General features: G+C 68.2%; 22 protein-coding genes. 10 read left to right on the top strand and 12 right to left on the bottom strand.

Annotation, left to right across the window (positions count from 1 at the left end):
* Window positions 1-6 precede the first annotated feature (6 nt).
* The 3 genes from GA0116996_RS14790 to GA0116996_RS14780 form a co-directional block, all read right to left on the bottom strand.
* A complete protein-coding gene (locus GA0116996_RS14790) occupies window positions 7-915 on the bottom strand; it encodes a DMT family transporter (protein ID WP_092312843.1) in 909 nt (302 codons plus the stop codon).
* A gap of 75 nt (window positions 916-990) precedes the next feature.
* Entirely contained in the window at window positions 991-2310 is a 1320-nt protein-coding gene (locus GA0116996_RS14785; protein ID WP_092312840.1) for a type II toxin-antitoxin system HipA family toxin, read from the bottom strand.
* Entirely contained in the window at window positions 2307-2594 is a 288-nt protein-coding gene (locus GA0116996_RS14780) for a helix-turn-helix domain-containing protein (RefSeq protein WP_208601250.1), read from the bottom strand. Before GA0116996_RS14780 ends, GA0116996_RS14785 begins: the two co-directional genes overlap by 4 nt.
* Window positions 2595-2896: 302 nt before the next feature.
* Here GA0116996_RS14780 and imuA point away from each other — a divergent pair, with 302 nt between their 5' ends.
* The 7 genes from imuA to GA0116996_RS14745 all read left to right on the top strand — a co-directional run bounded on the left by imuA (window position 2897) and on the right by GA0116996_RS14745 (window position 12397).
* On the top strand, window positions 2897-3817 hold the full coding sequence (gene imuA / locus GA0116996_RS14775) for a translesion DNA synthesis-associated protein ImuA (protein WP_092312835.1): 921 nt from the start codon (window positions 2897-2899) through the stop codon (window positions 3815-3817).
* On the top strand, window positions 3750-5312 hold the full coding sequence (locus GA0116996_RS14770) for a Y-family DNA polymerase (RefSeq protein ID WP_092312832.1): 1563 nt from the start codon (window positions 3750-3752) through the stop codon (window positions 5310-5312). The genes imuA and GA0116996_RS14770 overlap by 68 nt, the downstream gene beginning before the upstream one ends.
* Complete coding sequence (locus GA0116996_RS14765) at window positions 5309-8782, top strand: error-prone DNA polymerase (protein ID WP_092312829.1); 3474 nt, start codon at window positions 5309-5311, stop codon at window positions 8780-8782. Before GA0116996_RS14770 ends, GA0116996_RS14765 begins: the two co-directional genes overlap by 4 nt.
* A gap of 220 nt (window positions 8783-9002) precedes the next feature.
* Window positions 9003-9611: a tetratricopeptide repeat protein gene (locus GA0116996_RS14760; RefSeq protein WP_375790490.1), complete on the top strand. Its 609-nt coding sequence runs from the start codon at window positions 9003-9005 to the stop codon at window positions 9609-9611.
* A gap of 52 nt (window positions 9612-9663) precedes the next feature.
* The gene (locus tag GA0116996_RS14755) at window positions 9664-10491 is read left to right on the top strand and encodes a hypothetical protein (protein WP_092312823.1); all 828 of its coding nucleotides are present in this window, start codon (window positions 9664-9666) and stop codon (window positions 10489-10491) included.
* 287 nt (window positions 10492-10778) lie between these two features.
* On the top strand, window positions 10779-11732 hold the full coding sequence (locus tag GA0116996_RS14750) for a 5'/3'-nucleotidase SurE (RefSeq protein ID WP_092312820.1): 954 nt from the start codon (window positions 10779-10781) through the stop codon (window positions 11730-11732).
* 11 nt (window positions 11733-11743) lie between these two features.
* The gene (locus tag GA0116996_RS14745; RefSeq protein WP_092312817.1) at window positions 11744-12397 is read left to right on the top strand and encodes a YajG family lipoprotein; all 654 of its coding nucleotides are present in this window, start codon (window positions 11744-11746) and stop codon (window positions 12395-12397) included.
* Between the two features lie 18 nt (window positions 12398-12415).
* On the opposite strand, the gene GA0116996_RS14740 is transcribed toward GA0116996_RS14745, so the two are convergent.
* Entirely contained in the window at window positions 12416-12895 is a 480-nt protein-coding gene (locus GA0116996_RS14740; RefSeq protein WP_092312814.1) for a hypothetical protein, read from the bottom strand.
* A 2-nt stretch (window positions 12896-12897) separates the two neighbouring features.
* On the bottom strand, window positions 12898-13104 hold the full coding sequence (locus GA0116996_RS28045) for a hypothetical protein (RefSeq protein WP_141693745.1): 207 nt from the start codon (window positions 13102-13104) through the stop codon (window positions 12898-12900).
* 167 nt (window positions 13105-13271) lie between these two features.
* On the opposite strand from GA0116996_RS28045, the gene GA0116996_RS14735 reads away from it, so the two are divergent.
* The 3 genes from GA0116996_RS14735 (at window position 13272) to GA0116996_RS14725 (ending at window position 15373) form a co-directional block, all read left to right on the top strand.
* Complete coding sequence (locus GA0116996_RS14735; RefSeq protein ID WP_375790491.1) at window positions 13272-14243, top strand: Bug family tripartite tricarboxylate transporter substrate binding protein; 972 nt, start codon at window positions 13272-13274, stop codon at window positions 14241-14243.
* 203 nt (window positions 14244-14446) lie between these two features.
* A complete protein-coding gene (locus tag GA0116996_RS14730; RefSeq protein ID WP_092312811.1) occupies window positions 14447-14887 on the top strand; it encodes a helix-turn-helix transcriptional regulator in 441 nt (146 codons plus the stop codon).
* A 75-nt stretch (window positions 14888-14962) separates the two neighbouring features.
* Window positions 14963-15373, top strand: a complete 411-nt coding sequence (locus tag GA0116996_RS14725) for a VOC family protein (RefSeq protein ID WP_092312808.1) — start codon at window positions 14963-14965, stop codon at window positions 15371-15373.
* A gap of 110 nt (window positions 15374-15483) precedes the next feature.
* On the opposite strand, the gene GA0116996_RS14720 is transcribed toward GA0116996_RS14725, so the two are convergent.
* From GA0116996_RS14720 to GA0116996_RS14690, 7 genes are all read right to left on the bottom strand, one after another.
* Complete coding sequence (locus GA0116996_RS14720; RefSeq protein WP_092312805.1) at window positions 15484-16362, bottom strand: NAD(P)-dependent oxidoreductase; 879 nt, start codon at window positions 16360-16362, stop codon at window positions 15484-15486.
* Window positions 16363-16419: 57 nt separating this feature from the next.
* Window positions 16420-16953 (bottom strand): TetR/AcrR family transcriptional regulator, encoded by a 534-nt coding sequence (locus tag GA0116996_RS14715; RefSeq protein ID WP_244159875.1) that lies wholly within the window; start codon window positions 16951-16953, stop codon window positions 16420-16422.
* A gap of 207 nt (window positions 16954-17160) precedes the next feature.
* Entirely contained in the window at window positions 17161-18081 is a 921-nt protein-coding gene (rocF, locus tag GA0116996_RS14710) for an arginase (RefSeq protein WP_092312799.1), read from the bottom strand.
* Between the two features lie 126 nt (window positions 18082-18207).
* On the bottom strand, window positions 18208-18426 hold the full coding sequence (locus GA0116996_RS14705) for a DUF2188 domain-containing protein (RefSeq protein ID WP_092312796.1): 219 nt from the start codon (window positions 18424-18426) through the stop codon (window positions 18208-18210).
* A gap of 38 nt (window positions 18427-18464) precedes the next feature.
* Window positions 18465-18920 (bottom strand): universal stress protein, encoded by a 456-nt coding sequence (locus tag GA0116996_RS14700; protein WP_092312793.1) that lies wholly within the window; start codon window positions 18918-18920, stop codon window positions 18465-18467.
* A gap of 170 nt (window positions 18921-19090) precedes the next feature.
* Window positions 19091-19465 carry a VOC family protein gene (locus GA0116996_RS14695; protein WP_092312790.1) on the bottom strand — a complete coding sequence of 125 codons (375 nt, stop codon included), beginning with the start codon at window positions 19463-19465 and terminating at the stop codon, window positions 19091-19093.
* 61 nt (window positions 19466-19526) lie between these two features.
* Window positions 19527-20102, bottom strand: coding sequence for a cysteine hydrolase family protein (locus GA0116996_RS14690; RefSeq protein ID WP_092312788.1), 576 nt, complete (start codon window positions 20100-20102; stop codon window positions 19527-19529).
* Between the last annotated feature and the right edge of the window lie 203 nt (window positions 20103-20305).

Here is a 20305-nt window from a genome sequence, read left to right as displayed (position 1 = left end):
CCGCCGTCAGCGCCGCTGCGCCAGCCAGATCCCGGCCGCGATCGCGGCCAGGCCGACGCCGTGGTACCAGCGCGGCCAGTCGCCCAGCAGCACCGTCGACAGCAGCGCGGCGAAGACCGGCGTCAGCGTGATGAAGAACACCGGCAGCTGCGCGCCCGCGCGCGCGATGGCGCGGTCCCAGGCAAAGTAGGCCAGCAGCGACGGGATGGTCGCGACATAGAGCAGGATGCCCGCGACCTTGCCGTTCCATTGCAGCGGCTGCTCCAGCGTCAGCAGCTCCCATGCCGTCACCGGCGCGCTGGCCAGCACGCCGGTGACGATCTGCGCGAACAGCAGCACCGGCAGGGGCAGCGCGGGACGCTGCTTGCGCAGCAGCCAGGTGTAGGCGCTCCACGCGATGGTGGCCGCCAGCATGTACAGGTCGCCCGGCACCAGGTCCAGTTGCGCCAGCCGCGCCAGTTCGCCGCGCACCAGCACGAAGGTCACGCCGACCATGCACAGCAGCGCGCCGGCGACATGCCAGGGCCGGACCCGTTCGCCGAAGCACAGCGCGCCGATCACGATCAGAAACAGCGGCGTGGACGCGCCGATCAGCGTCACGTTGATCGGCGTCGAGCTGGTCAGCGCCAGGTACTGCAGCGCGTTATAGCTGGCAATCGACAGGATGCCCATGGCGGTGATCACGCCCGCGTGCCGGCGCAGCACCGCGCGGTGCTCGACCACGCCGCGCCACGCAAACGGTGCCAGCAGCATCCCGGCCAGCACCCAGCGCGCCCAGTTCAGCGTGACCGGCGGCACCGTGCCGGCGGCAAGCCGGCCCACGATGGCGTTGCCGGCCCAGCTCAGCGGGGGAAAGGTCAGCAGGAACAGGGTGGTCCAGTCGAGGCGTCGGGGGCTGGGGCTGCTGGCGGACATGGGGCGAGGTCGGTGGGTGAATGGCGCATTATCCGCGATGGCGATGCTTCAGGTGCCGCTACGCGGCGCGGGCAATCACCGGCCGGAGCGCGCGGCGCGCGCCAGCGGCAGCGTCGCCAGGCGCCCGGTGACGACCTCGCGGATGGCCGGCGGTGCGTCGAGCTCGTCCAGCAGGCGCGGCCAGCGGGCATGCGCCAGCGCCGCCGCTTCCCTGACCGCGGCGGTGGCGATGCGGCGCGGCACGCCGGCTTGCTCGGCGATCGCCTCGTACATGGCCAGGGTTTCCTCGCGCTGCAGCCGGTCGATGGCGACGTTCTGGCCGTACGAGGCGAAGCCGGGCAGCGCCGCCACGCAGACGATGTCGTACGCCGGCGACAGCACCGGCAGCACGCCGTTGGGGTAGATCACCGAGAAGTTCTTCAGGTGCGCGTCGCTGTTGCCGATCAGCGTATTGACCGCCTGGCGCAGGAAGAACTGCCGCACATGCTCGACCCCGCCCGGGCTCAGGCGGTACAGCGTGGCAACCAGCTGCACGTAGCCGTCGATGCTGGCGTACTTGCGGGCCGGCATCCGGCCCAGCATCTGGCAGCCGTCCTCGGCATGGACGCGCCCGGACGGGGTGCGGTCGAAGCGGTCGACGGCAAGGTAGTGCAGGTCCTCGCCCAGGGCCTCGGCCAGTCCTTCCACCGCGATGGTCGACATGGGCAGCACGCGCGTGGCCGCGACATGCACGCCGGCGGCGGCGGCGAGCTGCATCGAGACCGATTCGTTGAACACCTGCGCGTCGTCGTTCCTGGCCGGCAGCTTGGCGATGATGTCGGACAGCTTGCCGTGGCTCGGCAGCGTGTAGCGCTTGCCGTCCTGCACCGTCGACAGGGCCAGCTTGTTCTGCACCCCGGACACCGACGCGGCCCCCTGCGTGGCGCCCTCGACCACGGCGATCTCCAGGTTGTCGGCGCCGCCGGTCACGCCATAGGCGCGGGCATAGGCGGGCAGGGCGCCGATGTCCGCCGGCCGCACCACCACGGCTCCGGGCAGGTCGTTGCCGGCCGAAGCCAGGATGCCGAAGTCGTCCTTGTCTTCGGGGTGGCTGCGGGTGGCTTCCAGCCGCTTGCGCAACTCGCCTTCGGGCAGCAGCCCGGCAAAGTAGGGCGGCAGTTCATGGCCGGTGTTGTAGACCGCGGGATGGAAGGGGTTGTCCAGCACCTCGGCGGTGGCGCGGCGGCCGGCTTCGGTCGGCACGGTGATCGACAGGCTCAGCGTGGGGCGGTCGGTGTCGCCGCGGAATTCATCGGCGGGCACGAAGCGGACATTGCCGCCGGCCTCGCACAGGTAGCCGCACAGCCGGTCATATAGCCGAACCTCCAGGAAACGGGGATGCAGGGCGTAGCTCATTCCTGATCCAGGAAGATGTCGAGCGCGGCGCGGGCGCCGCGGTCGGGGCCGCTGCCCTTGCCCTCCAGCACCTGGCGGACTTCGGCGAGGCGTTCGTTGGGCACCAGGACCCACTGCGCGTCGAGCGCGGCGGCCAGCGCGTCCAGTGTGGAAGCGCGGCTGTCCTTCTTGCCGAGCAGGATGGCCGACAGGTTTTGCGCCGCCATGCCGAGGATCCGGCCGAGTTCGCCAAGGCTCTTGCCCCGGACTTCCCGCAACTGGCGGCATTGGGAGATTAATGACATGGCATTAGTCAATGGGAAAAATCATGCTTTGGAATGATACCTTCCTTGGCGGGCTTCGTGATTATCATTCGATAGAAGCTTTTTTTTCAAGGAATCATTCTATGGAATGATAGTGCATGGCAGCCTCCGTGGCCAAAGGCCTGCGTGCGCGAGAGGGCCGGCGCGTCGTCGAGACGCTGCGCAGTGCCGCTGCCTCCACCTCCGTGCGTTACCCCCTTGCCTTGTCACCGATACTGTATAAATATACAGTTATCGTAAATATCCTAAATCCTCGCCCTGCCGGCGAGCGACGCTAACTTCACATGACTGCCCCATTGCACGCACCCTCGCCAAGGGCGGCGGAGGGTCTGCTTTTCCCTGCGCCGGCGGCCTCAGGGCCTGCCTGGCCTGCCGCGGCCGAGCGCCAGCAGGCGCTGTCGGCGCTTGAGCAGCGCTATCCCGGGTTGTGGCGGGCCGGCCAGCTGGGCCGCGCCGGCGGGGCCGCGGTGTGCCCGACCGGGTATGACGCGTTGTCGGCGGAATTGCCCGGCGGCGGCTGGCCGGCCGGCGGCCTGACCGAACTGCTGACCACGCAGGGCGGCGCGGGGGAAATGCGCCTGCTGCTGCCGGCCCTGCGCACCCTGGCCGGGGCAGGGCGGCGCATTGCCCTGGTGGCGCCGCCTTACCTGCCCAATGCGATGGGGCTGGCCGCGGCCGGGCTGCCGGCGCGGCAGTGCTACTGGGTGCGTGCTCCGGCCGAAGCGGCCAGGGCCGCGCAGCAGGCCGACATGCTGTGGGCCGCCGAACAGGTGCTGCGCAGCCAGGCCTTTGGCGGCGTGCTGGTGTGGCTGCCCGCGGCGCGTCCCGAGGCGCTGCGGCGGCTGCAGGTGCTGGCGCAGGCCGGCGACGCGGTGGCATGGGCACTGCGCCCTGCCGCGGCGCTGCGCGAGTCGTCGCCCGCGGTGCTGCGGCTGCTGCTGGCGCCGCTGCCCGGCAACATGCTGTCGATCACCTTCCACAAGCGCCGCGGGCCGGTGCGGGACACGCCGTTGCTGCTGCGCCTGGACGGCATGGCGGCGGCCACGCGCGCGGCCGCCTGGCCGGCCCCGGCAGGGGCAACTGCGGGGGCGCCGCCCGGGCCCGAACCGCTGGCGCAGTCTTCTCAGCTTTCTTCCGATGCCGTACTGGATCGCGGTGCACCTGCCGCGCCTGCCCCTGGACGCCCTGCAGCCCAACTGGCCTGAGCCGGCGCCCGCCGCGAGCGTGTCCGCCGCCACCCTGCACCATGCGCTGCCGGTGGCGGTGATGGCGCGCGAGCAGGTGGTGCTGGCCAATGGCCCGGCCATGCAGCTGGGCGTGCGCTATGGCATGCGCCGCGGCGGCGTGCAGGCCCTGTCGGCCGATATCGTGCAGCTGGAGCGCGACCCGGCCGCCGAAGCCGCGCTGATGGAAGCGGCGGCGCTGGCGCTGCTGCGTTTCACGCCGGGCGTGACCGTCGACGAGGAGCCGGAGTCGGCCACGCTGATGCTCGATGTCAGCGCCAGCCTGCGCCTGTTCGGCGGCCATCGCGCGCTGTGCCGCGCGGTGCGTGCCTGCGTGCGCCAGCTGGGCACCGTGGCCCAGGTGGGTTGCGGCCCGACCGCGCACGGTGCCGCATGGCTGGCGCGCCAGCCGCTGCGGCGCACGCGGCGCGGCGTGGTGCGGCCCGGCCGCCGGGCGGTGGGCATGGCGCGCCTGCACCGGCTGCTCGACCGCCTGCCGGTGGAGGCGCTGCACACGCTGGCCGATCCGGCCTGGCTGGACGGCATCGGCTGCCGCACGCTGGGCGAGGTGCGGCGCCTGCCGCGCGCGGGCCTGACGCGCCGGCTGGGCCCGGCGCTGCTGGCGCGGCTGGACCAGGCCTATGGCGAGGCGCCGGCGCGCTTCGTCTGGTTTGTGGCGCCGCCCGCGTTTGCGCAGCGCATGGACCTGCCGGGCCGGATCGAATCCGCCGAAGCCGTGCTGGCCGGCGCGCAGCGGCTGCTGCTGGCGCTGGCGGGCTGGCTGGCGGTGCAGCAGGCCGGCGTCACGCGCTGCGTGCTGGTGCTGGAGCATGAGCGCTACCGGCGCGGCGCGGCGACCGAATGCACCCCGGTGCCCCTGGGCCTGGCCCAGCCCAGCCGCGATCCCGCGCACCTGTCGCGGCTGCTGCGCGAAAAGCTCGACAAGCTCAGCTTCCATGCCCCCGTGACCGGCCTGGCGCTGCGCGTGGAGGCCATGGCCGCGTGCGTGCCGCAAAGCGAGGCGCTGTTCCCCGAGCCCGGCGGCACGCCCGAAGACCTGGGCCGCCTGCTCGACACGCTGATGGCGCGGCTGGGCCGCGACAACGTGCTGCAGCCGCGGCCGCTGGCCGACCACCGGCCCGAGCGCGCCAACCGCTGGAGCCCGGTCGACGAGCCCGGCGGCAAGCCCGCCAGCCTGCCGGCGCCGCAGCCGGAGCGCCCGCTGTGGCTGCTGCCGCAGCCGCAGCCGCTGCCGGTGCAGCGCCACCGGCCCTGCCACGGCGGCCCGCTGGCGCTGCTGAGCCGGCCCGAGCGCATCGAGGCCGGCTGGTGGGACGGGGCCCTGGCCACGCGCGACTACTTTATCGCCGAGCGCGCCGACGGCCTGCGCTGCTGGATCTTCCGCGAGCGTCCGGGCCATGCCGCGCAGGACGATGGCGGCGAGTACCGCTGGTTCCTGCATGGGTTGTTCGCATGAGCGCGCCGCCTTTGCCCACCTCGCTGTCCGCCTCGTTGCCGGGTTTGCTGCCGGCGTTGCCGGATTACGTGGAGCTGCACTGCATCTCCAACTTCACCTTCCTGAGCGGGGCCTCGCACCCGGGCGAGCTGATCGAGCGCGCCTTCGGCCTGGGCTACAGCGGGCTGGCGCTGACCGATGAATGCTCGGTGGCCGGCACCGCGCGCGCGCACGATGCCATCGAGACCCTGCGCAAGCGCCTGCACGACGCGGTGGCGCGCAGCGCGGCACGGGGCGCTGATGGTGTCGATGAGGGTGCCGATGATGGTGTCGATGATGGCATCGATGAACCGCTGCTCGACGACGCCGATGCCTTCGGCAGCGGCGACGGCGATCCCGGCTTCCACGCCAGCCGCCACCGGCGGCTGCAGGCGCTGGCCCGCGCCGCCGATGCCTTCTCGCTGCTGATCGGCAGCCGCTTCAGCCTGACCCCGGCCGCTGGCCCGGAGCGGGCGCCGCTGCGGCTGGTGCTGATCGCGCAGCATCGCGAGGGCTTCGGCAACCTGAGCGAGCTGATCACGCTGGGCCGCCGGCGCGCGCAGAAGGGCAGCTACCGGCTGCATCCGGAAGATCTCGCCGCGCCGGCCGGCGACGTCGCCCACCTGCGCGGCATGCCCGGCTGCGTGGCGCTGCTGCTGCCCGACTATTGCGCCGAACCTGAACAACTGCTGGAGCAGGCCGAGTGGTGCCGCGCAGTGTTCGGCGAACGTGCCTGGATCGCGCTGGAACAGTTGCAGGGCCATGCCGATGCCTTGCACCGCGCGCGCCTGGAAGCGGTATCGGCGCAGACCGGCGTGCCGCTGGCCGCGGCCGGCGCGGTCACCATGCATGTGCGCTCGCGCAAGCCGCTGTCCGACGTGCTGACCGCGATCCGGCTGGGCCAGCCGCTGGCCGAATGCGGCATGGCGCTGGCGCCCAATGCCGAGCAGCACCTGCGCATGCGCCAGGTGCTGTCGCGCCTGTACCCGCGCGAGGCGCTGGCGCAGACGCTGAAGATTGCCGAGACCTGCGATTTCTCGCTGGGCACGCTGCGTTACGAGTACCCCGAGGAACTGGTGCCGCCCGGCGAGACCCCGATCTCCTATCTGCGCAAGGAAGTCGAGCGTGGCAAGGGCGAGCGCTTTCCCAACGGCCTCAAGCCGGAGTGGGAAGCGCAGTTGAAAGAAGAGCTCGAACTGATCGAGGAAAAGCACTACGAGCCGTTCTTCCTCACGGTGCACGACATCGTGCGCTTTGCGCGCTCGCGCGGCATCCTGTGCCAGGGGCGCGGCTCCGCCGCCAATTCGCTGGTGTGCTTCTGCCTGTATGTGACCGAGGTCAGCCCCGAGCAGGCCAACCTGCTGTTCGGCCGCTTCCTGTCGCGCGAGCGCGATGAGCCGCCCGATATCGACGTGGATTTCGAGCACCAGCGGCGCGAAGAGGTGATCCAGTACATCTACGACAAATACGGCCGCCACCGCGCCGCGCTGGCGGCGTCGCTGATTACCTACCGTTCGCGCAGCGCCCTGCGCGACGTGGGGCGCGCGCTGGGCATCGACGCCAGCGTGGTCGAGCAGGTGGTGAAGGGCCAGGCATGGTGGGACGGCGGCCCGGGCTTTGTCGACAAGATCGCCCGCTACGGGCTCGATCCCGAGTCCCCGGCGGTGCAGCAGTGGGCCAGCCTGACCGCGCAGCTGCGCGGCTTTCCGCGCCACCTGTCGCAGCACGTGGGCGGTTTCGTGATTGCGCGGCACAAGCTGTCGCGGCTGGTGCCGATCGAGAACGCGGCCATGGCCGACCGCAGCGTGATCCAGTGGGACAAGGACGACCTGGAGTCGCTGGGCCTGCTCAAGGTCGACGTGCTGGCGCTGGGCATGTTGTCGGCGATCCGGCGCGCGCTGGAGATGATCCCCAACCCCAGCATCGATCCGGCGCGCGCTGGGCTGCCGGCGCGCATGGAGGACATCCCGAAGGAGGACAAGCCGACCTACGACATGATCTGCAAGGCCGACACCATCGGCGTGTTCCAGATCGAGTCGCGCGCGCAGCAATCGATGCTGCCGCGGCTGCAGCCGCGCGAGTACTACGACCTGGTGGTGGAAGTGGCCATCGTGCGGCCCGGCCCGATCCAGGGCGGCATGGTCCATCCCTACCTGAAGCGGCGCGAGGCCTTCCGCCGCACGCGCAAGCCACCGGTCTACTTCAACCAGGTGATCGAGAAAGTGCTGGGCCGCACCCTGGGCGTGCCGATCTTCCAGGAGCAGGTGATGCAGCTGGCCATCGACGCGGCGGGTTTTTCGCCCGGGCAGGCCGACCAGCTGCGCCGCTCGATGGCGGCGTGGCGGCGGCGCGGCGACCTGCGCAAGTACCAGGATGCGCTGGTGCGCGCGCTCACCGGCAAGGGCTATCCGGAATCCTTCGCGCTGGCGATATGCAAGCAGATCGAGGGGTTTGGCGAGTACGGCTTCCCCGAAAGCCATGCGGCCAGCTTCGCCAAGCTGGTGTACGTGAGTTCGTGGCTCAAGTGCCACCACCCGGCGGCCTTCCTGTGCGCGCTGCTGAATAGCCAGCCGATGGGGTTCTATTCGCCCTCGCAGCTGGTGCAGGATGCGCGCCGCCATGATGTGCAGGTGCTGCCGGTGGATGTCACCATCAGCCGCTGGGACAGCACGCTGGAACCGGCACCGGAGTCCGATGCTGCCAACGCGGCCCGCATGCGGCAGGATCGGCCGCCGCATCCGCGCGTGCGCCTGGGCCTGGGCCGGGTCAAGGGCATGCGCGAAGCCGCCGCGCTGCGCATCGAGGCCGCGCGTGCGCTGCGTGCCTTCGACAGCGTCGAAGACCTGGCCCTGCGCGCCGGCCTGGATCGCCACGACATCGACGTGCTGGCCGCCGCCGACGCGCTGGCGCCGCTCGCCGGCAACCGCCGCCAGGCCCGCTGGCAGGCGCGCGCCGCGGCCGCGCACGCCGCGCACCGCGACCTGCTGTATGAAGCGCCGCCCGCCGAAGCCGCGCTGGCGCTGCCCCCGCCACGCCTGGGCGAAGACGTGACCGCGGACTATGCCAGCCTGGGCCTGTCGCTCAAGTCGCACCCGCTGGCGCTGCTGCGGCACAAGCTGGCGGCGATGCGCTTTGTCACCGCCAGCCAGCTCGAACGCTGCGCCAACGGCCGCCGCGTGCGCGCCTGCGGCATCGTCACCGTGCGCCAGCGCCCGTCCACCGCCAGCGGCACCATCTTCGCCACCATCGAGGACGAGACCGGCAGCATCAACCTGATCCTGTGGCCAGACCTGGTCGAGCGCCAGCGCAAGGAGGTGCTGGGGGCCACGCTGCTGGGCGTGGTCGGCACCTGGCAGCGCCAGGGCGACGTGCGCCACCTGGTGGCCAACGAACTGGTGGACCTGAGTCCGATGCTGGGACGGTTGATGGTGGGAAGCCGGGATTTTCATTGAATACCGGCCGCCTCGTTGCCGCTGGCAAGGTCGCGGAAGCTGCTTTCCGCTTTCCTGTTTCTTCAGGCAACGGTCAGTGCTGCGCGCCGGTTTTGACCAAAGACAAATGCCCGTGCGCCGGCGGACATGGGCATTTTTTCCATGGTGCGGCATTAGTGCTGCAGCTCTACACTGGGTCCGCTTTTTTTTAAAAAAAATCCAGATGCGGCAGAAGACTTAGGTGTATCAAGTCTTTCGATTTATGAAGATTGTTACGTTCTTGTTGATATTTGGTCTTGCTGGATGCGTCGCGCAAACACCAGCAGACCAGCTCTCACCCCGATCCCCGACAGTACGCCTGTGCAACGGGAACGCCTGTGCCGAACAGGACCGCCGTGCCGCGACACCGCAGGATGCATCAGCGGATGCCGACCAGCGCATGCAGGCTTTGGCAGCGGTGGCGCAGCGCGATCCGAACGCGGCTTACGACCTGGGCTTGCGGCTGCTGCGCGGCGACGGCGTGGAGCGCAATAGCTATCAGGCCCTCCAATGGTTGCGCCAGGCTGGAGACAACGGCCATATGCAGGCCCAGCTGGCGCTTGGGCGCATCTACCTGATGGGCTTTGAGGAAATGGGCTCGGACCCTGCGGAAGCAGAGGCGTGGCTGACACGCGCGGCAGCGCAGGGCAGCAAGGAAGCCCGCGACCTGATTCCACAAGCGCAGGCCGCCAAGGTAGACGAACAGAGCCTGTACCAGGTGCGCGAAGCCTATCGCAAGTCTTGGATGACGTGGTACGGCAGCTATCCGTATTACTGGGTATGGGGCCCTGCCGGCTGGCATCCTCGCTAGGCCCCGCCAGCTCTGTCTTTTTTATTGCTTACGTCAACAGGAACGCGTTCTTATGCCGAAGAAGACTTCTCTGCGCGTGGCCGGCTTGGCCACATCCCTGGTTCTGTCCGGCTGTGCCGCACCGGGTGGCGGCATCATCAGCACCGGCACCGCGCCGACGGCCGCCACCGGCGCCGCGGGCGGGGCGACCAGCGTGAATGCCAATTCCGCGCTGGAGCGCTGCGACAAGCCGCTGGGCACGCTTGCCGTGGACGATGGTCGTGGCAAGGAATGGTATGCGAGCTTTGGTGCAGTCACCAAAGTCACTACCATCGAGCCTCTGATCCGCCTGGCCGTGCAGCAATCGAACTGCTTCGTGATCACCTCGATCGGCAATAACCGCACCGAAAGCAAGCTTTCGAACATTACCGACAAGCAGCGCAATTCCGGCGAGTTCCGCGCCGGTTCGCGTCAGCACAAGGGACAGCGCGTAGCGGCCGACTACTACATGGAGCCTGCTATCGTCATCGATAACGACTCCACGGGTCAGTTGGCCGCCGGTGTAGGCGGACTGTTCGGCAGGGTTGGGGCGCTCGTCAGTGGCGCCATGCAAAGCAAGGCCTCGGTCGTGACCCTGACCATGTTCGACATCCGGTCCGGCGTGCAGCTGTCGATCTCGGAAGGCAACTCCACGGCAACCAACGTCGGTGCCGCTTTCAGCGCCCTGGGCGGCAGTGCGGCCGGCGGGCTGTCGGGCTTCTCCCGCACGCCCGAGGGCAAGGCCACCGTGGCCGCATTCATGGATGCCTACAACAACATGGTGGTGTCGCTGCGCAACTACAAAGCCCAGGAAGTGAAGGGCGGGCTGGGCCGTGGCGGCCAACTCAAGGTGGGCTCGTGAAACAGAGCGGGGCGTGCACCGCGGCGCCATGCCTGCCTTGCGCAACAGTCCTCAGGCACCCGGCCTGGCACATGGCTTCGGTAGTTGTTCACGCAACTGTCATACGGCGCGGTTAAGGTAGCGTCCGTCCACCACGGACGATCCAGGGCGCTGCGCCCGGCCCGCCACCTACATCGGCGCTGCCGGCGCGTGCGCCGCGCCAGCCTCACCCGGCTGCCCGAAGTTGCTTGCCTGCCGCGCGGGGCACCGAGTCCCGCATTCCTGAACCGCCTCGATACACCACCGACATGAAATCCCGCCTGATCGCCGCGGCCTTGCTGGCCGCCACGGCGAGTCCTGCCTTCGCCCTCAACATCCTGCTGACCAACGACGACGGCCTGACCAGCAACCTGAAGGCGCTGTACGACGCCCTCAAGGGCGCCGGCCACAACGTCATCGTCAGCGTACCCTGCACCGGCCAGAGCGGCCGCGGCGCCGGTATCGTGATGTACAGCACCACGGTCATCGTGCCGGACAACGACAAGACCCAGGTCGAGGCCGAAGGCGGTTGCCACAACGGCGCGGCCAAGACCGGCGAGCCGGCGGTGGGCCCCTTCACCAAGGCGGGCTATACCAACGGCGATTACCACTACGCCCATGGCACGCCGGTGATGGCGACCATGTACGGCCTGGACGTGCTGGCGCCGGCGCGCTGGGGCAAGGCCCCGGACCTGGTGCTGTCCGGTCCCAACGAAGGGCAGAACGTCGGCCGCATCGTCAACAGTTCGGGCACCGTCAGCAATGCGCAGTTCGGCGCAGCGCGCGGCATTCCGTCGATCGCGCTGAGCGCGGGCACGGACTCGGTCGACAATGCCGGCCTGGCGAGCCCGGTGTCCGGCGTGGTGGCGCAGCTGACCATCAAGCTGCTTGGCACGCTGCAGGCCAAGGCCAACGGTGGCCCGCTGCTGCCGGCGGGGCTGGCGCTGAACGTCAATTTCCCGAACGCGCCGACGGCGGCCACGCCGTTCGCGTTCTCGCGGCATGGCACCTTCGACGCGTATGCGCTGAAATTCAGCGGCACGGCGCCGTACGGGCTCGGCATCGGCGCCGGCAGCGGCACGCCGACCGCCGCGCAGGCCGAGGACGAGTCGGTCGTGTACAAGACCAAGACCGCCGTCACTGCCATGCAGATCGGCTTCGACCAGCGTCCCGCCGGGCAGCAATGGCTGCGCCTGCGCCTGGGTGAACTGTTCGGCCAGTGAGGCAGGTCCCGATGAAACGCCTCATTTCCCTGTTTCCCCTGGCAGCCGTGCTGGGGCTGGCCGCCTGCGGCGGCAACGACGCGCCCGACAACGGCGCACCGCCCGCCACCGCGACCTTGTCGGTCACCGACCTGGATCCCGGCGCCTACGTCGTCAGCGTCGGCGACGCCGACAATCCGACCGTCGGCAAGTACTACGCCGGCACGGACGGCAGCCGCTACCTGGCCCTGGCCGATGCCGAAGACAAGGCCACCGCCATCTACCGGCGCGACAAGGGCGGCAGCTGGATCGCTGCACCGGGCGCGGACGCGTCCGCCAGCGTCAAGCTGCTGAGCCGGGCCGCGGTGCCCGCCGCGAGCGTCGACCTTGCCAGCGTGGCCGGCACCTACACCACGGTGCTGCCTACCGGCGCCAGTGCCACCTTCACCGTCACCGCAGAAGGCAAGATCGCGCCCGGCGCTTCGGCGTGCCAGCTGTCGGGAACGCTCGCCGCGCAGGCCATGCCGAATACGCTGGGCCTGAAGCTGTCGACGTCGGCCTGCGGCACGCTGCCCGCCAGCGCCACCGGGGTGCTGGCCATCGATGCCGACTACCAGCCGGCGGCGTTCCGCCTGATTGCCGACGATGGCGGCCGCGTGGTGGACCTGTGGGCGTATCGCGACTGAGCGATGCAGCCTGGCGTGCTAGCGCATGGCCAGGCTGCCGGCCAGCATTTGCTGCTCTGCGGAGAGTTCGCGAATGGCCTGGTTCAGCGTCGCGGTGGTGGTGGTGATGGCGGCGCCCAGGCTGGCGATTTCCTGTTGCAGCACCGCGATGCGGATGCGCTTCTGGTCCGGCGTGCCGGTGGTGGCGTTCTTCGCCGCCTCCAGCTCCTGCAGCTTGCGCGCCAGCTGCGCGCGCAGTTCGCGCAAGCGCTTGATCGCATCCTTGGCCTGATCGGGCAGGCCGCTGTCGTCGACATCGCTGTGGTCGCGCACCGACGCGGCCTGGTTGCCCCCAGCCAGCGCGTGGCCAGGGGCCGAGATATGGATTTCGGTACTGGCCGCGGGGCCGGAGCGAATCCCCGGCGCGTCGCTGGCGCTTGCGCTGGTGGAGGCGGGTGGTGCCGCAGGTGTATCCATCGACACGGCAGCCGCTGCGTTGGCTGCAATCGGTTCGATCATTGTCACGGTGGTACTTCTCCTGGTTCGCCGGCGATCGGCAATTCGTCCTCGGAATCTGCCGGCTCCAGGCGGATATCGGCTGTTTCGAGCGCCGGCTTTAGCTTGCCATACGGCAATTGCGCCGCGGAAACCGCTGAGTTGGTGCCGGAAACCGGTGTAGAGAGGCGCTGAAACGTTGACGCACATCCCGGTTTTTTCACGACAGGCACGATGACGCGCCGATAGCGCGCCACCCCGTACGCACGGCTTCCGTCCGGCAGAAGCCTTCTTTCTCGAAACGTGAATTCACTTCGCCCTGACGGGCGACTTATCGTCACTCGACGCCGCGCCAGGACCACATCGCACAAGCATGGCGCGGCCCTAACAGGAGGCGACGATGAAGCAGGCTTTCAATGGACTGTGGCTGGCGCTTGGTGCTGCCCTCATGGCGGCCCCCGGCGCAGCGGCGGCGGCATATCCCGACAAGCCGATCCGGCTGATCGTGCCGGCAGCCGCGGGTGGAACGACCGATATCGCCTCGCGCCTGGTCGGCAAGCGCATGGGCGAGTTGCTGGGCCAGCCGGTGGTGGTGGAAAACCGCGCCGGCGGAGGCGGCATCATCGGCGCGCAGGCGCTCAGGCAGTCGGCCGCCGACGGCTACACCCTGATGATGGGCAATATCGGGCCCAATGCCATCAACTACAGCCTGTACCGGCAACTGCCTTACCGCGCCGAAGACTTTGCGCCGATCACCCTGGTGGTGTCGGTGCCCAATGTGCTGGTGGTCAATGCCAGCGTGCCGGCCCGCACCGTCGCCGAACTCGTTGCGCTGGCCAGGGCGCAGCCGGGCAAGTACTCCTTTGCGTCTTCGGGCACCGGCCAGTCGGTCCACCTGTCCGGCGAGCTGTTCCGCAAGCGCACCGGCACCGACCTGATCCATGTTCCGTACAAGGGCGCGGCACCGGCCGTGGCCGACCTGGTGGCCGGACAGGTCACCATGATGGTGGACAACCTGCCCAGCTCGCTGCCGCATATCCGCTCGGGCAAGCTGCGTGCGCTGGCCGTGACCAGCGCCAGCCGCGTGCCCGAGCTGCCTGACGTGCCCACCATGAAGGAAGCGGGCGTGAACGACTTCCAGGTGACGGCATGGTTCGGCCTGGTGGCGCCGGCCGGCACGCCGCCGGAGGTGATCGACCGGTTGCAGAAGACCGTCGCCGGCATCCTGGACGAGCCCGAAATCAAGTCAAGGCTGGCGGAGCTGGGCGGCATCCCGGGCGGCGATACGCCGGCCCACTTCGGCAGCTTTATCAAGAGCGAGCGCGAGCGCTGGGCGCGCGTGGTCAAGGACACCGGCATTGCGCAGCAATGAGGCCCAGACATGATCGACAAGGCCGTGGCATCCCTTGGAACAGGCAGCCTATGAATTCGTGACCAGGCACCTTGGTGTGGGAGATAATCGCAGGCCGGGAGACCGGGAGACCGGCGGCGACGCCCTTGCCATGCGTGCGCTATTCCCGCCAGGATCACCGATGAGCAGCCGAACGCGCACTACCAGCCTCGCCACACCTGCCGATGCCCGCCGCGAACTCCGACACCGTCCTGCGTGACCTGGCCCGCCTGCGCCGGGTCCGCGACCGCATTGACCGCGACTACGCCCAGCCGCTGGACGTCGAGGCGCTTGCACGGAGCGTGCACATGTCAGCGGGTCATCTCAGCCGGCAGTTCCGGCTGGCCTATGGCGAGTCGGTCTACGCCTACCTGATGACCCGGCGCATCGAGCGCGCCATGGCGCTGCTGCGGCGGGGCGACCTGAGTGTCACCGAGGTTTGCTTCGAGGTGGGGTGCTCGTCCCTGGGGTCCTTCAGTTCACGGTTCACCGAGCTGGTCGGCGTCTCGCCCAGCATTTACCGGCGCGATTGCGCGCGCGAGGCCGAGGGCATCCCGTCCTGCATCGCCAGGCAGGTGACGCGACCGATCAGGAATCGAGAAGCGTCGGAACAGTCGTCCGGCTAGACTGGCTTCCATGCATTCCGGGCCAACGCCGCGACGGCCGCGGCCACCGCTTCCTCACCCTTACGGAGACTGATCTTGGACCTCACCATTCACTCGACCTTTCTGCCCCATTCCGATCCGGAGGTCTCGCTGGCGTTCTACCGGGACGCCCTGGATTTCGAGATCCGCAAGGATGTGGCCTTTGGCGGCCACCGCTGGATCACCGTCGGCCCGAAGGACAAGCCCGACACTTCCATCGTCCTGTACCCGCCAAACGCGACACCGGGCGTTACCGACGAGGAGAAGCGCACCATCGCCGAGATGATGGCCAAGGGTACCTTCGCCATGCTGCTGCTTGGCGCAAGGGACCTGGACGCCGTCTTCCAGCGCCTGCAGGACCGCGACGCCGAGATCATGCAGGAGCCGACAGACCAGCCTTACGGCGTGCGCGATTTCGCGGTGCGCGATCCGGCCGGCAACATGATCCGGGTCCAGCAACTCAAATGAGGGCGGCGGCCGTGCGCCGCCCCCCGGGTCCGCGCCGCACGTAATGAGTCCGCTAAGAAGAAGATCAAAAGCTGCGAGCATCTTCGCAGCGGTCGCTGTGCGGCAACTGTTCAGGCCTGCCCGGCACGGCGCGCGGACGTGCGCGACAGCGCCGCCCAATCCAGGTGGCCTTCGCCATGGGCCAGGCTTTCGATATGTGTATCGCGCAGGGTACTAGCCAGGGGAAGGGGAACGTTGGCCTGTTCCGCCGCTTCCAACGCCAGGCGCACGTCCTTGAGGCCGAGCGCCAGTTTGAATCCTGCTGGCTCGAAGCGCTCTTCGGCGATGGCCTGGCCATAGCCCTTGTAGACAGGCGCAGCGAAGGCCGTAGACATGACCAGTTCCAGAAAGCCGGCCTTGTCGACCCCATGGCCGTGCGCCAGTGCCACGGCTTCGCCCATCGTACCGATGGCGCTGGCGATCATGAAGTTCACGGCAAGCTTGGCAGCATTGGCCTGTTCTGGCCGTTCGCCCAGGCGCCAGGTCTTTTGGCCGAGTACATCCAGCAGCGGCTGCACGGTTGCAATGGCGTCGGCATTGCCGGCGGCCAGGATGTTGAGCTGGCCCGCTTCAGCAACGTTTACCCGGCCCAGCACCGGTGCGGCGACATAGCCCACGCCTTGCGCCTGGTGTAACGCAGCCAGTTCGGCTGCCATGGCCACCGAAACGGTGGCCATGTTGACATGAATGGCTCCCCGCTTGAGCGCGGACAGTGTCTGTGCATCCACTATCGTGGCACGGGTGGCGGCATCGTCGGCCAGCATCGAGATCAGCACGTCCGCATCGGTGACCGCCTCGGCGGGTGTGGCCGCGCCTTGCGCGCCGAGCGCTGCCAGTTTCGCCACCGGCGCGGGCGAGCGATTCCAGCCGCGCACTGCATAGCCGGCCTTGAGCAAGTTTGCCGCCATTGGCAGGCCCATGGTGCCCAGGCCAAGAAAAGCGATCTTCATCGGTGTTCTCCTCGGTCGAAAATGGAATTGATTGTTTCCTAAATAGGGAAAAAATTATCAGGCAAATACCTTGAGTGCAGCGGTCGCCACGGCTTGCATCTGTTCGCGACTGCGTCCGGTCTTGCCGACCACCCGCATGCCTTGCGTCAGGCACAACAGCATCCGCGCGGTCGCTTCGACGTTCACATGGGCCGGGATCGAGCCGTCTTGCTGGCCCTGGCGGATCAGGTCGGCCAGTAACGCCTCGTTGCGCGACATCGCGGCGGCGATGTGGCTGGCCACTGGCTTGTCGAATGCCGACAGTTCCACCGCGCTGCCGACGACCAGGCAACCTTGCCGGCCAGCGGCGCCCTGGGCGGAGTCGGCATAAAAGTCCAGCGTGGCGCGCAGGCGGTCCAGCCCGCTGCCGGCGTTGTCGATGGCCCGGTGCAGCTTTTCCGCCCGCTGGGCGCGGTAGCGATCGAACGCCGCCATGAACAGTGATTGCTTGTCCTTGAACGCCTTGTAGAGACTGCCCTGCGCGAGACGCATGGTGCGGGTGAGGTCGGAGATCGAGGCGCCGTGGTAACCGCGTTCGCTGAACACGCGCACGGCCCGATCCAGCGCCTGGTCGACGTTGAACTCGCGCGGGCGGCCCCGGCCGCGTGTGCGCGTGGGGACTTGGGGCTGGGTTGCGGTCATGCTGCCAGATTGGCCAATTAGGAAACGATAGCTCCCAATATAGCACCACATCGGCGCTTCGTCATGGCGGCGCCGGTGCACGGCTTTGAAGTATCGACAGACACGCCGTGCAACTTTTCAAGCGGGCGGCGGACGCCATAGCGTCGATTTGCCGAACAGGCTTTCGACCAGGTCCACGGCCAGTTGCGCGGTCTGGTTGCGCACGTCGCAGGCCGGGTTCAGTTCCATCACGTCGAGCGATGCCAGCTGGCCGGTATCGGCGATCATTTCCATGCACAGCTGGGTTTCGCGATAGGTCGGCCCGCCCGGCACGGTCGTGCCCACGCCGGGCGCAATCACGCAGTCGAGGAAATCCACGTCAAAGCTGACGTGCAGGTGCGTCTGCGCGTCGATGCCCGCCAGCGCCTGCTGCATGGTGTGGCGCATGCCGTTCTCGTCGATGTAGCGCATGTCGTACACCGCCAGATGTAATTCGTGCAGGCGGCGCTTCTCCTCCGCATCGACGCTGCGGATGCCGATCTGCCGGATCGCGCTGCGCTGCACCGCCGGCGCCGCGCCGGCCAGCGTGGTCAGCGGTGCGGGACCGTCTCCGCACAGGCAGGCCACCGGCATGCCATGCATGTTGCCGGTAGGCGTGGTGGTGCCGATATTGGCGTCGGCGTGCGCGTCGAGCCACAGCACCATCAGGGTCTTGCCGGTGTCACGGCAATGGCGCGCCGCGGCGCTGATCGAGCCGATCGCCAGGCAATGGTCGCCGCCCATCAGCAACGGCAGACGACCGGCTTGCAGGGTGCCGAGGCAGGCGTCATAGACCGCACGGTTCCACGCCAGGACTTCGTCGAGGTGGCGCAGGCCGTCCCGGGGCGGCTGCCACGGATTGGCGGGACCGTCCAGGTTGCCGGCGTCCTCGACCTGCAGTTTGTTGCGTGACAGCGCCTGCGCCAGGCCGGCGACGCGCAGCGCCTCCGGGCCCATCGAGGCGCCGCGCGTGCCGGCCCCGATGTCGGTGGGGGCGCCAATCAGCGTGACAGGTTTCATGGCAAGGATGCGGTGAGTGCGGATGCCAGCCTGCGTTTGCAGGTTTCGTACCCGCCGCGGCCGGGACCCTCCCGCCTTGACGCAAAGGGTCGCCGGCGAGGGCGGTGTCCCACACAGCGTCGACGCCTACCTCCTGACGTCTCGGGCGTCATTACCAAACGAATTCCGGATGCGAATCGCCCCGTCCGCCCCATGTACGAGCAGTTCACCCTGCAGCTTCCTCGCAAGCGCCGTCGCGGCGACGATTGCTGCGTCCTCGCTGTCATAAGTCGGCGTGTCTTGTGTGCCACGCTCCACTTCGACCTTCCATTTACCCCCGCTGGGTACCACATGAACGTTCGGCATGATTGCTCCTGGTCAGCCACATGCCTGCAGTCTAGGACCTAGCCTTCGATTTCGCTGCGAACCAGCAGCACGGGCTTGCTGGTCTTGGCCAGGACGCCTTCCGATACGCTGCCCATCAGCAAGCGCCGTACGCCGCGGCGTCCGTGCGTGCCAAGCACGATCAGGTCGGCATTCCAGGCATCGGCCTCGGCAACGATGGTCGACGAGACCTGGCCCGGTGACACCGGCTTTTCATCCAGTTGCATCAGGTTCGGCACGCCTGCCTCGCTGAGCCTGACGGAGGCCGCATCGAGTGCCTTGCGGCCATGCGCGATGATGCTGTCGACCAGTTCTTTCGGGTTGAAGTAGCTGGCTTCGAAGAAGACATCGGTGTCGTCCGCCACGAACAGGGCCTTGACCTCGGCGCCGGTCGCCCTGGCGATGATGATGGCCTGGCTCAGGGCCAGGTCCGAAGAACGGCTGCCATCGACGGCGAGCAGGATGCGCTGGTACATGATGAGTCTCCTGGCGAAGGGATGTGCGGAATCAAGGAGCGGGGCGCTTTATTCAGCGTAGATGCCGGCGTGGATGCACGCTTGACGCGCATCAATCCGAAGCGGCAGGCTGGCGCCTCCTTGGTTGCGACCAGGCGCGCGGTGATGACGACAGGTGCTTGTCTGAAGGGTTATGCGCCGGGCGCCTGGCAAACCACCTCGATGTTGTGCCCGTCCGGACCAATGACGAACGCCGCATAGTAGTTCGCGTGGTAGTGCGGCCGCAGTCCGGGGCCGCCATTGTCCCTGGCCCCGGCCGCCAATGCTGCGCGATGGAAGGCGTCGACCTGCTGCCGGTTCTCGGCGGTAAACGCCAGGTGCAGATGCGCGGGCTTCTCGTCGGTCTGGAACAGGCATAACGAAGCCTTGCCCTTTGCGCTGAGTTCGACACCGTAGGCAGGCGGCCCCTCCGACACCACCGCTACACCGAGCGGCTCCAGCGCTTTGAGGAAGAACGCCTTGCTTGCTGCATAGTCGCTCACTCCGAATTTGACGTGGTCAAACATGGGTTCTCCTCAGTCGTTGGTGTGCCCGCGTTGCGCCCCCGGGCTGCCGGAATCTGGTGGCTCATCCAAGCAGTGCCAGGGCGTCAGCGAGCGACAGCACCGTGGTGCGCGAATCGAATGCCGTGGCAAACAGATGGTCGTGCACGACCTGGTCCGGGTCGTAGCAGCAATCCTTGACCGTGAACAGGCGAAAATCCGCATCGCTTGCATACGCCACCGATGACAGCACCACGCCGGTCGAGGCAATGCCCACCATCAGCAGGGTATCGATGCCCTGGGCGGACAGGCGTACCTGCAGGTCGGTGCCAAAGAACACACTCGCGCGATGCGCGACGATCAGCGGCTCACCGTCCCGCCGCTCAAGTTCGGGCGAGATCTGGTCGTCGACGAACAGGCCCAGCCGCTTGATTCCCTGCCCATTGCGGTTCAGCGGGCTGATTTCCGGATAGCCCGGGCTGAAGTGGATCTTGGCGAAATAGACGCTGACGCCCCGGGACCGCGCTGCGTCGCACAGCTTGCGCGTATTGGCAAGCAAGGTGGGAGCGACGGAGGGAAAGAGGGCCAGGATGTCGGTCTGGTAGTGCATGACTACCAGGGCGGTTTGCGCCGGGACGATAGGCGGGATCGGGTCGGTCATGCTGTGCGTACCGGCGTGAATGAAGACCGACTCTATCACGGCAACCAGGGCCGGTTCCGATCGCGTCCTGCGCTGCCATATGCCTTGCCAGACATAACCACGGCCACACCAGCGCTTGCTAACACAATCGGGAATCATTATCATTTCCGGTTTTGTTACAAATCATTAAATCCCTCCGCGCGCGCCTGCAGCCACCATGCAAA

Source organism: Cupriavidus alkaliphilus (genome assembly GCF_900094595.1).
Taxonomy (GTDB): domain Bacteria; phylum Pseudomonadota; class Gammaproteobacteria; order Burkholderiales; family Burkholderiaceae; genus Cupriavidus; species Cupriavidus alkaliphilus.
The sequence above is the reverse complement of the archived record's forward strand: the minus strand, read 5'-3'. Positions and strand labels throughout refer to the sequence as shown.

Excerpts from the sequence above, each read along its gene's own strand:
- GA0116996_RS14790 (WP_092312843.1), bottom strand. The coding sequence starts at position 915 with ATGTCCGCCAGCAGCCCCAGCCCCCGACGCCTCGACTGGACCACCCTG.
- GA0116996_RS14785 (WP_092312840.1), bottom strand. The coding sequence starts at position 2,310 with ATGAGCTACGCCCTGCATCCCCGTTTCCTGGAGGTTCGGCTATATGAC.
- GA0116996_RS14780 (WP_208601250.1), bottom strand. The coding sequence starts at position 2,594 with ATGTCATTAATCTCCCAATGCCGCCAGTTGCGGGAAGTCCGGGGCAAG.
- imuA (WP_092312835.1), top strand. The coding sequence starts at position 2,897 with ATGACTGCCCCATTGCACGCACCCTCGCCAAGGGCGGCGGAGGGTCTG.
- GA0116996_RS14770 (WP_092312832.1), top strand. The coding sequence starts at position 3,750 with ATGCCGTACTGGATCGCGGTGCACCTGCCGCGCCTGCCCCTGGACGCC.
- GA0116996_RS14765 (WP_092312829.1), top strand. The coding sequence starts at position 5,309 with ATGAGCGCGCCGCCTTTGCCCACCTCGCTGTCCGCCTCGTTGCCGGGT.
- GA0116996_RS14755 (WP_092312823.1), top strand. The coding sequence starts at position 9,664 with ATGCCGAAGAAGACTTCTCTGCGCGTGGCCGGCTTGGCCACATCCCTG.
- GA0116996_RS14750 (WP_092312820.1), top strand. The coding sequence starts at position 10,779 with ATGAAATCCCGCCTGATCGCCGCGGCCTTGCTGGCCGCCACGGCGAGT.
- GA0116996_RS14745 (WP_092312817.1), top strand. The coding sequence starts at position 11,744 with ATGAAACGCCTCATTTCCCTGTTTCCCCTGGCAGCCGTGCTGGGGCTG.
- GA0116996_RS14740 (WP_092312814.1), bottom strand. The coding sequence starts at position 12,895 with ATGATCGAACCGATTGCAGCCAACGCAGCGGCTGCCGTGTCGATGGAT.
- GA0116996_RS14735 (WP_375790491.1), top strand. The coding sequence starts at position 13,272 with ATGAAGCAGGCTTTCAATGGACTGTGGCTGGCGCTTGGTGCTGCCCTC.
- GA0116996_RS14730 (WP_092312811.1), top strand. The coding sequence starts at position 14,447 with ATGCCCGCCGCGAACTCCGACACCGTCCTGCGTGACCTGGCCCGCCTG.
- GA0116996_RS14720 (WP_092312805.1), bottom strand. The coding sequence starts at position 16,362 with ATGAAGATCGCTTTTCTTGGCCTGGGCACCATGGGCCTGCCAATGGCG.
- rocF (WP_092312799.1), bottom strand. The coding sequence starts at position 18,081 with ATGAAACCTGTCACGCTGATTGGCGCCCCCACCGACATCGGGGCCGGC.
- GA0116996_RS14705 (WP_092312796.1), bottom strand. The coding sequence starts at position 18,426 with ATGCCGAACGTTCATGTGGTACCCAGCGGGGGTAAATGGAAGGTCGAA.
- GA0116996_RS14700 (WP_092312793.1), bottom strand. The coding sequence starts at position 18,920 with ATGTACCAGCGCATCCTGCTCGCCGTCGATGGCAGCCGTTCTTCGGAC.
- GA0116996_RS14695 (WP_092312790.1), bottom strand. The coding sequence starts at position 19,465 with ATGTTTGACCACGTCAAATTCGGAGTGAGCGACTATGCAGCAAGCAAG.
- GA0116996_RS14690 (WP_092312788.1), bottom strand. The coding sequence starts at position 20,102 with ATGACCGACCCGATCCCGCCTATCGTCCCGGCGCAAACCGCCCTGGTA.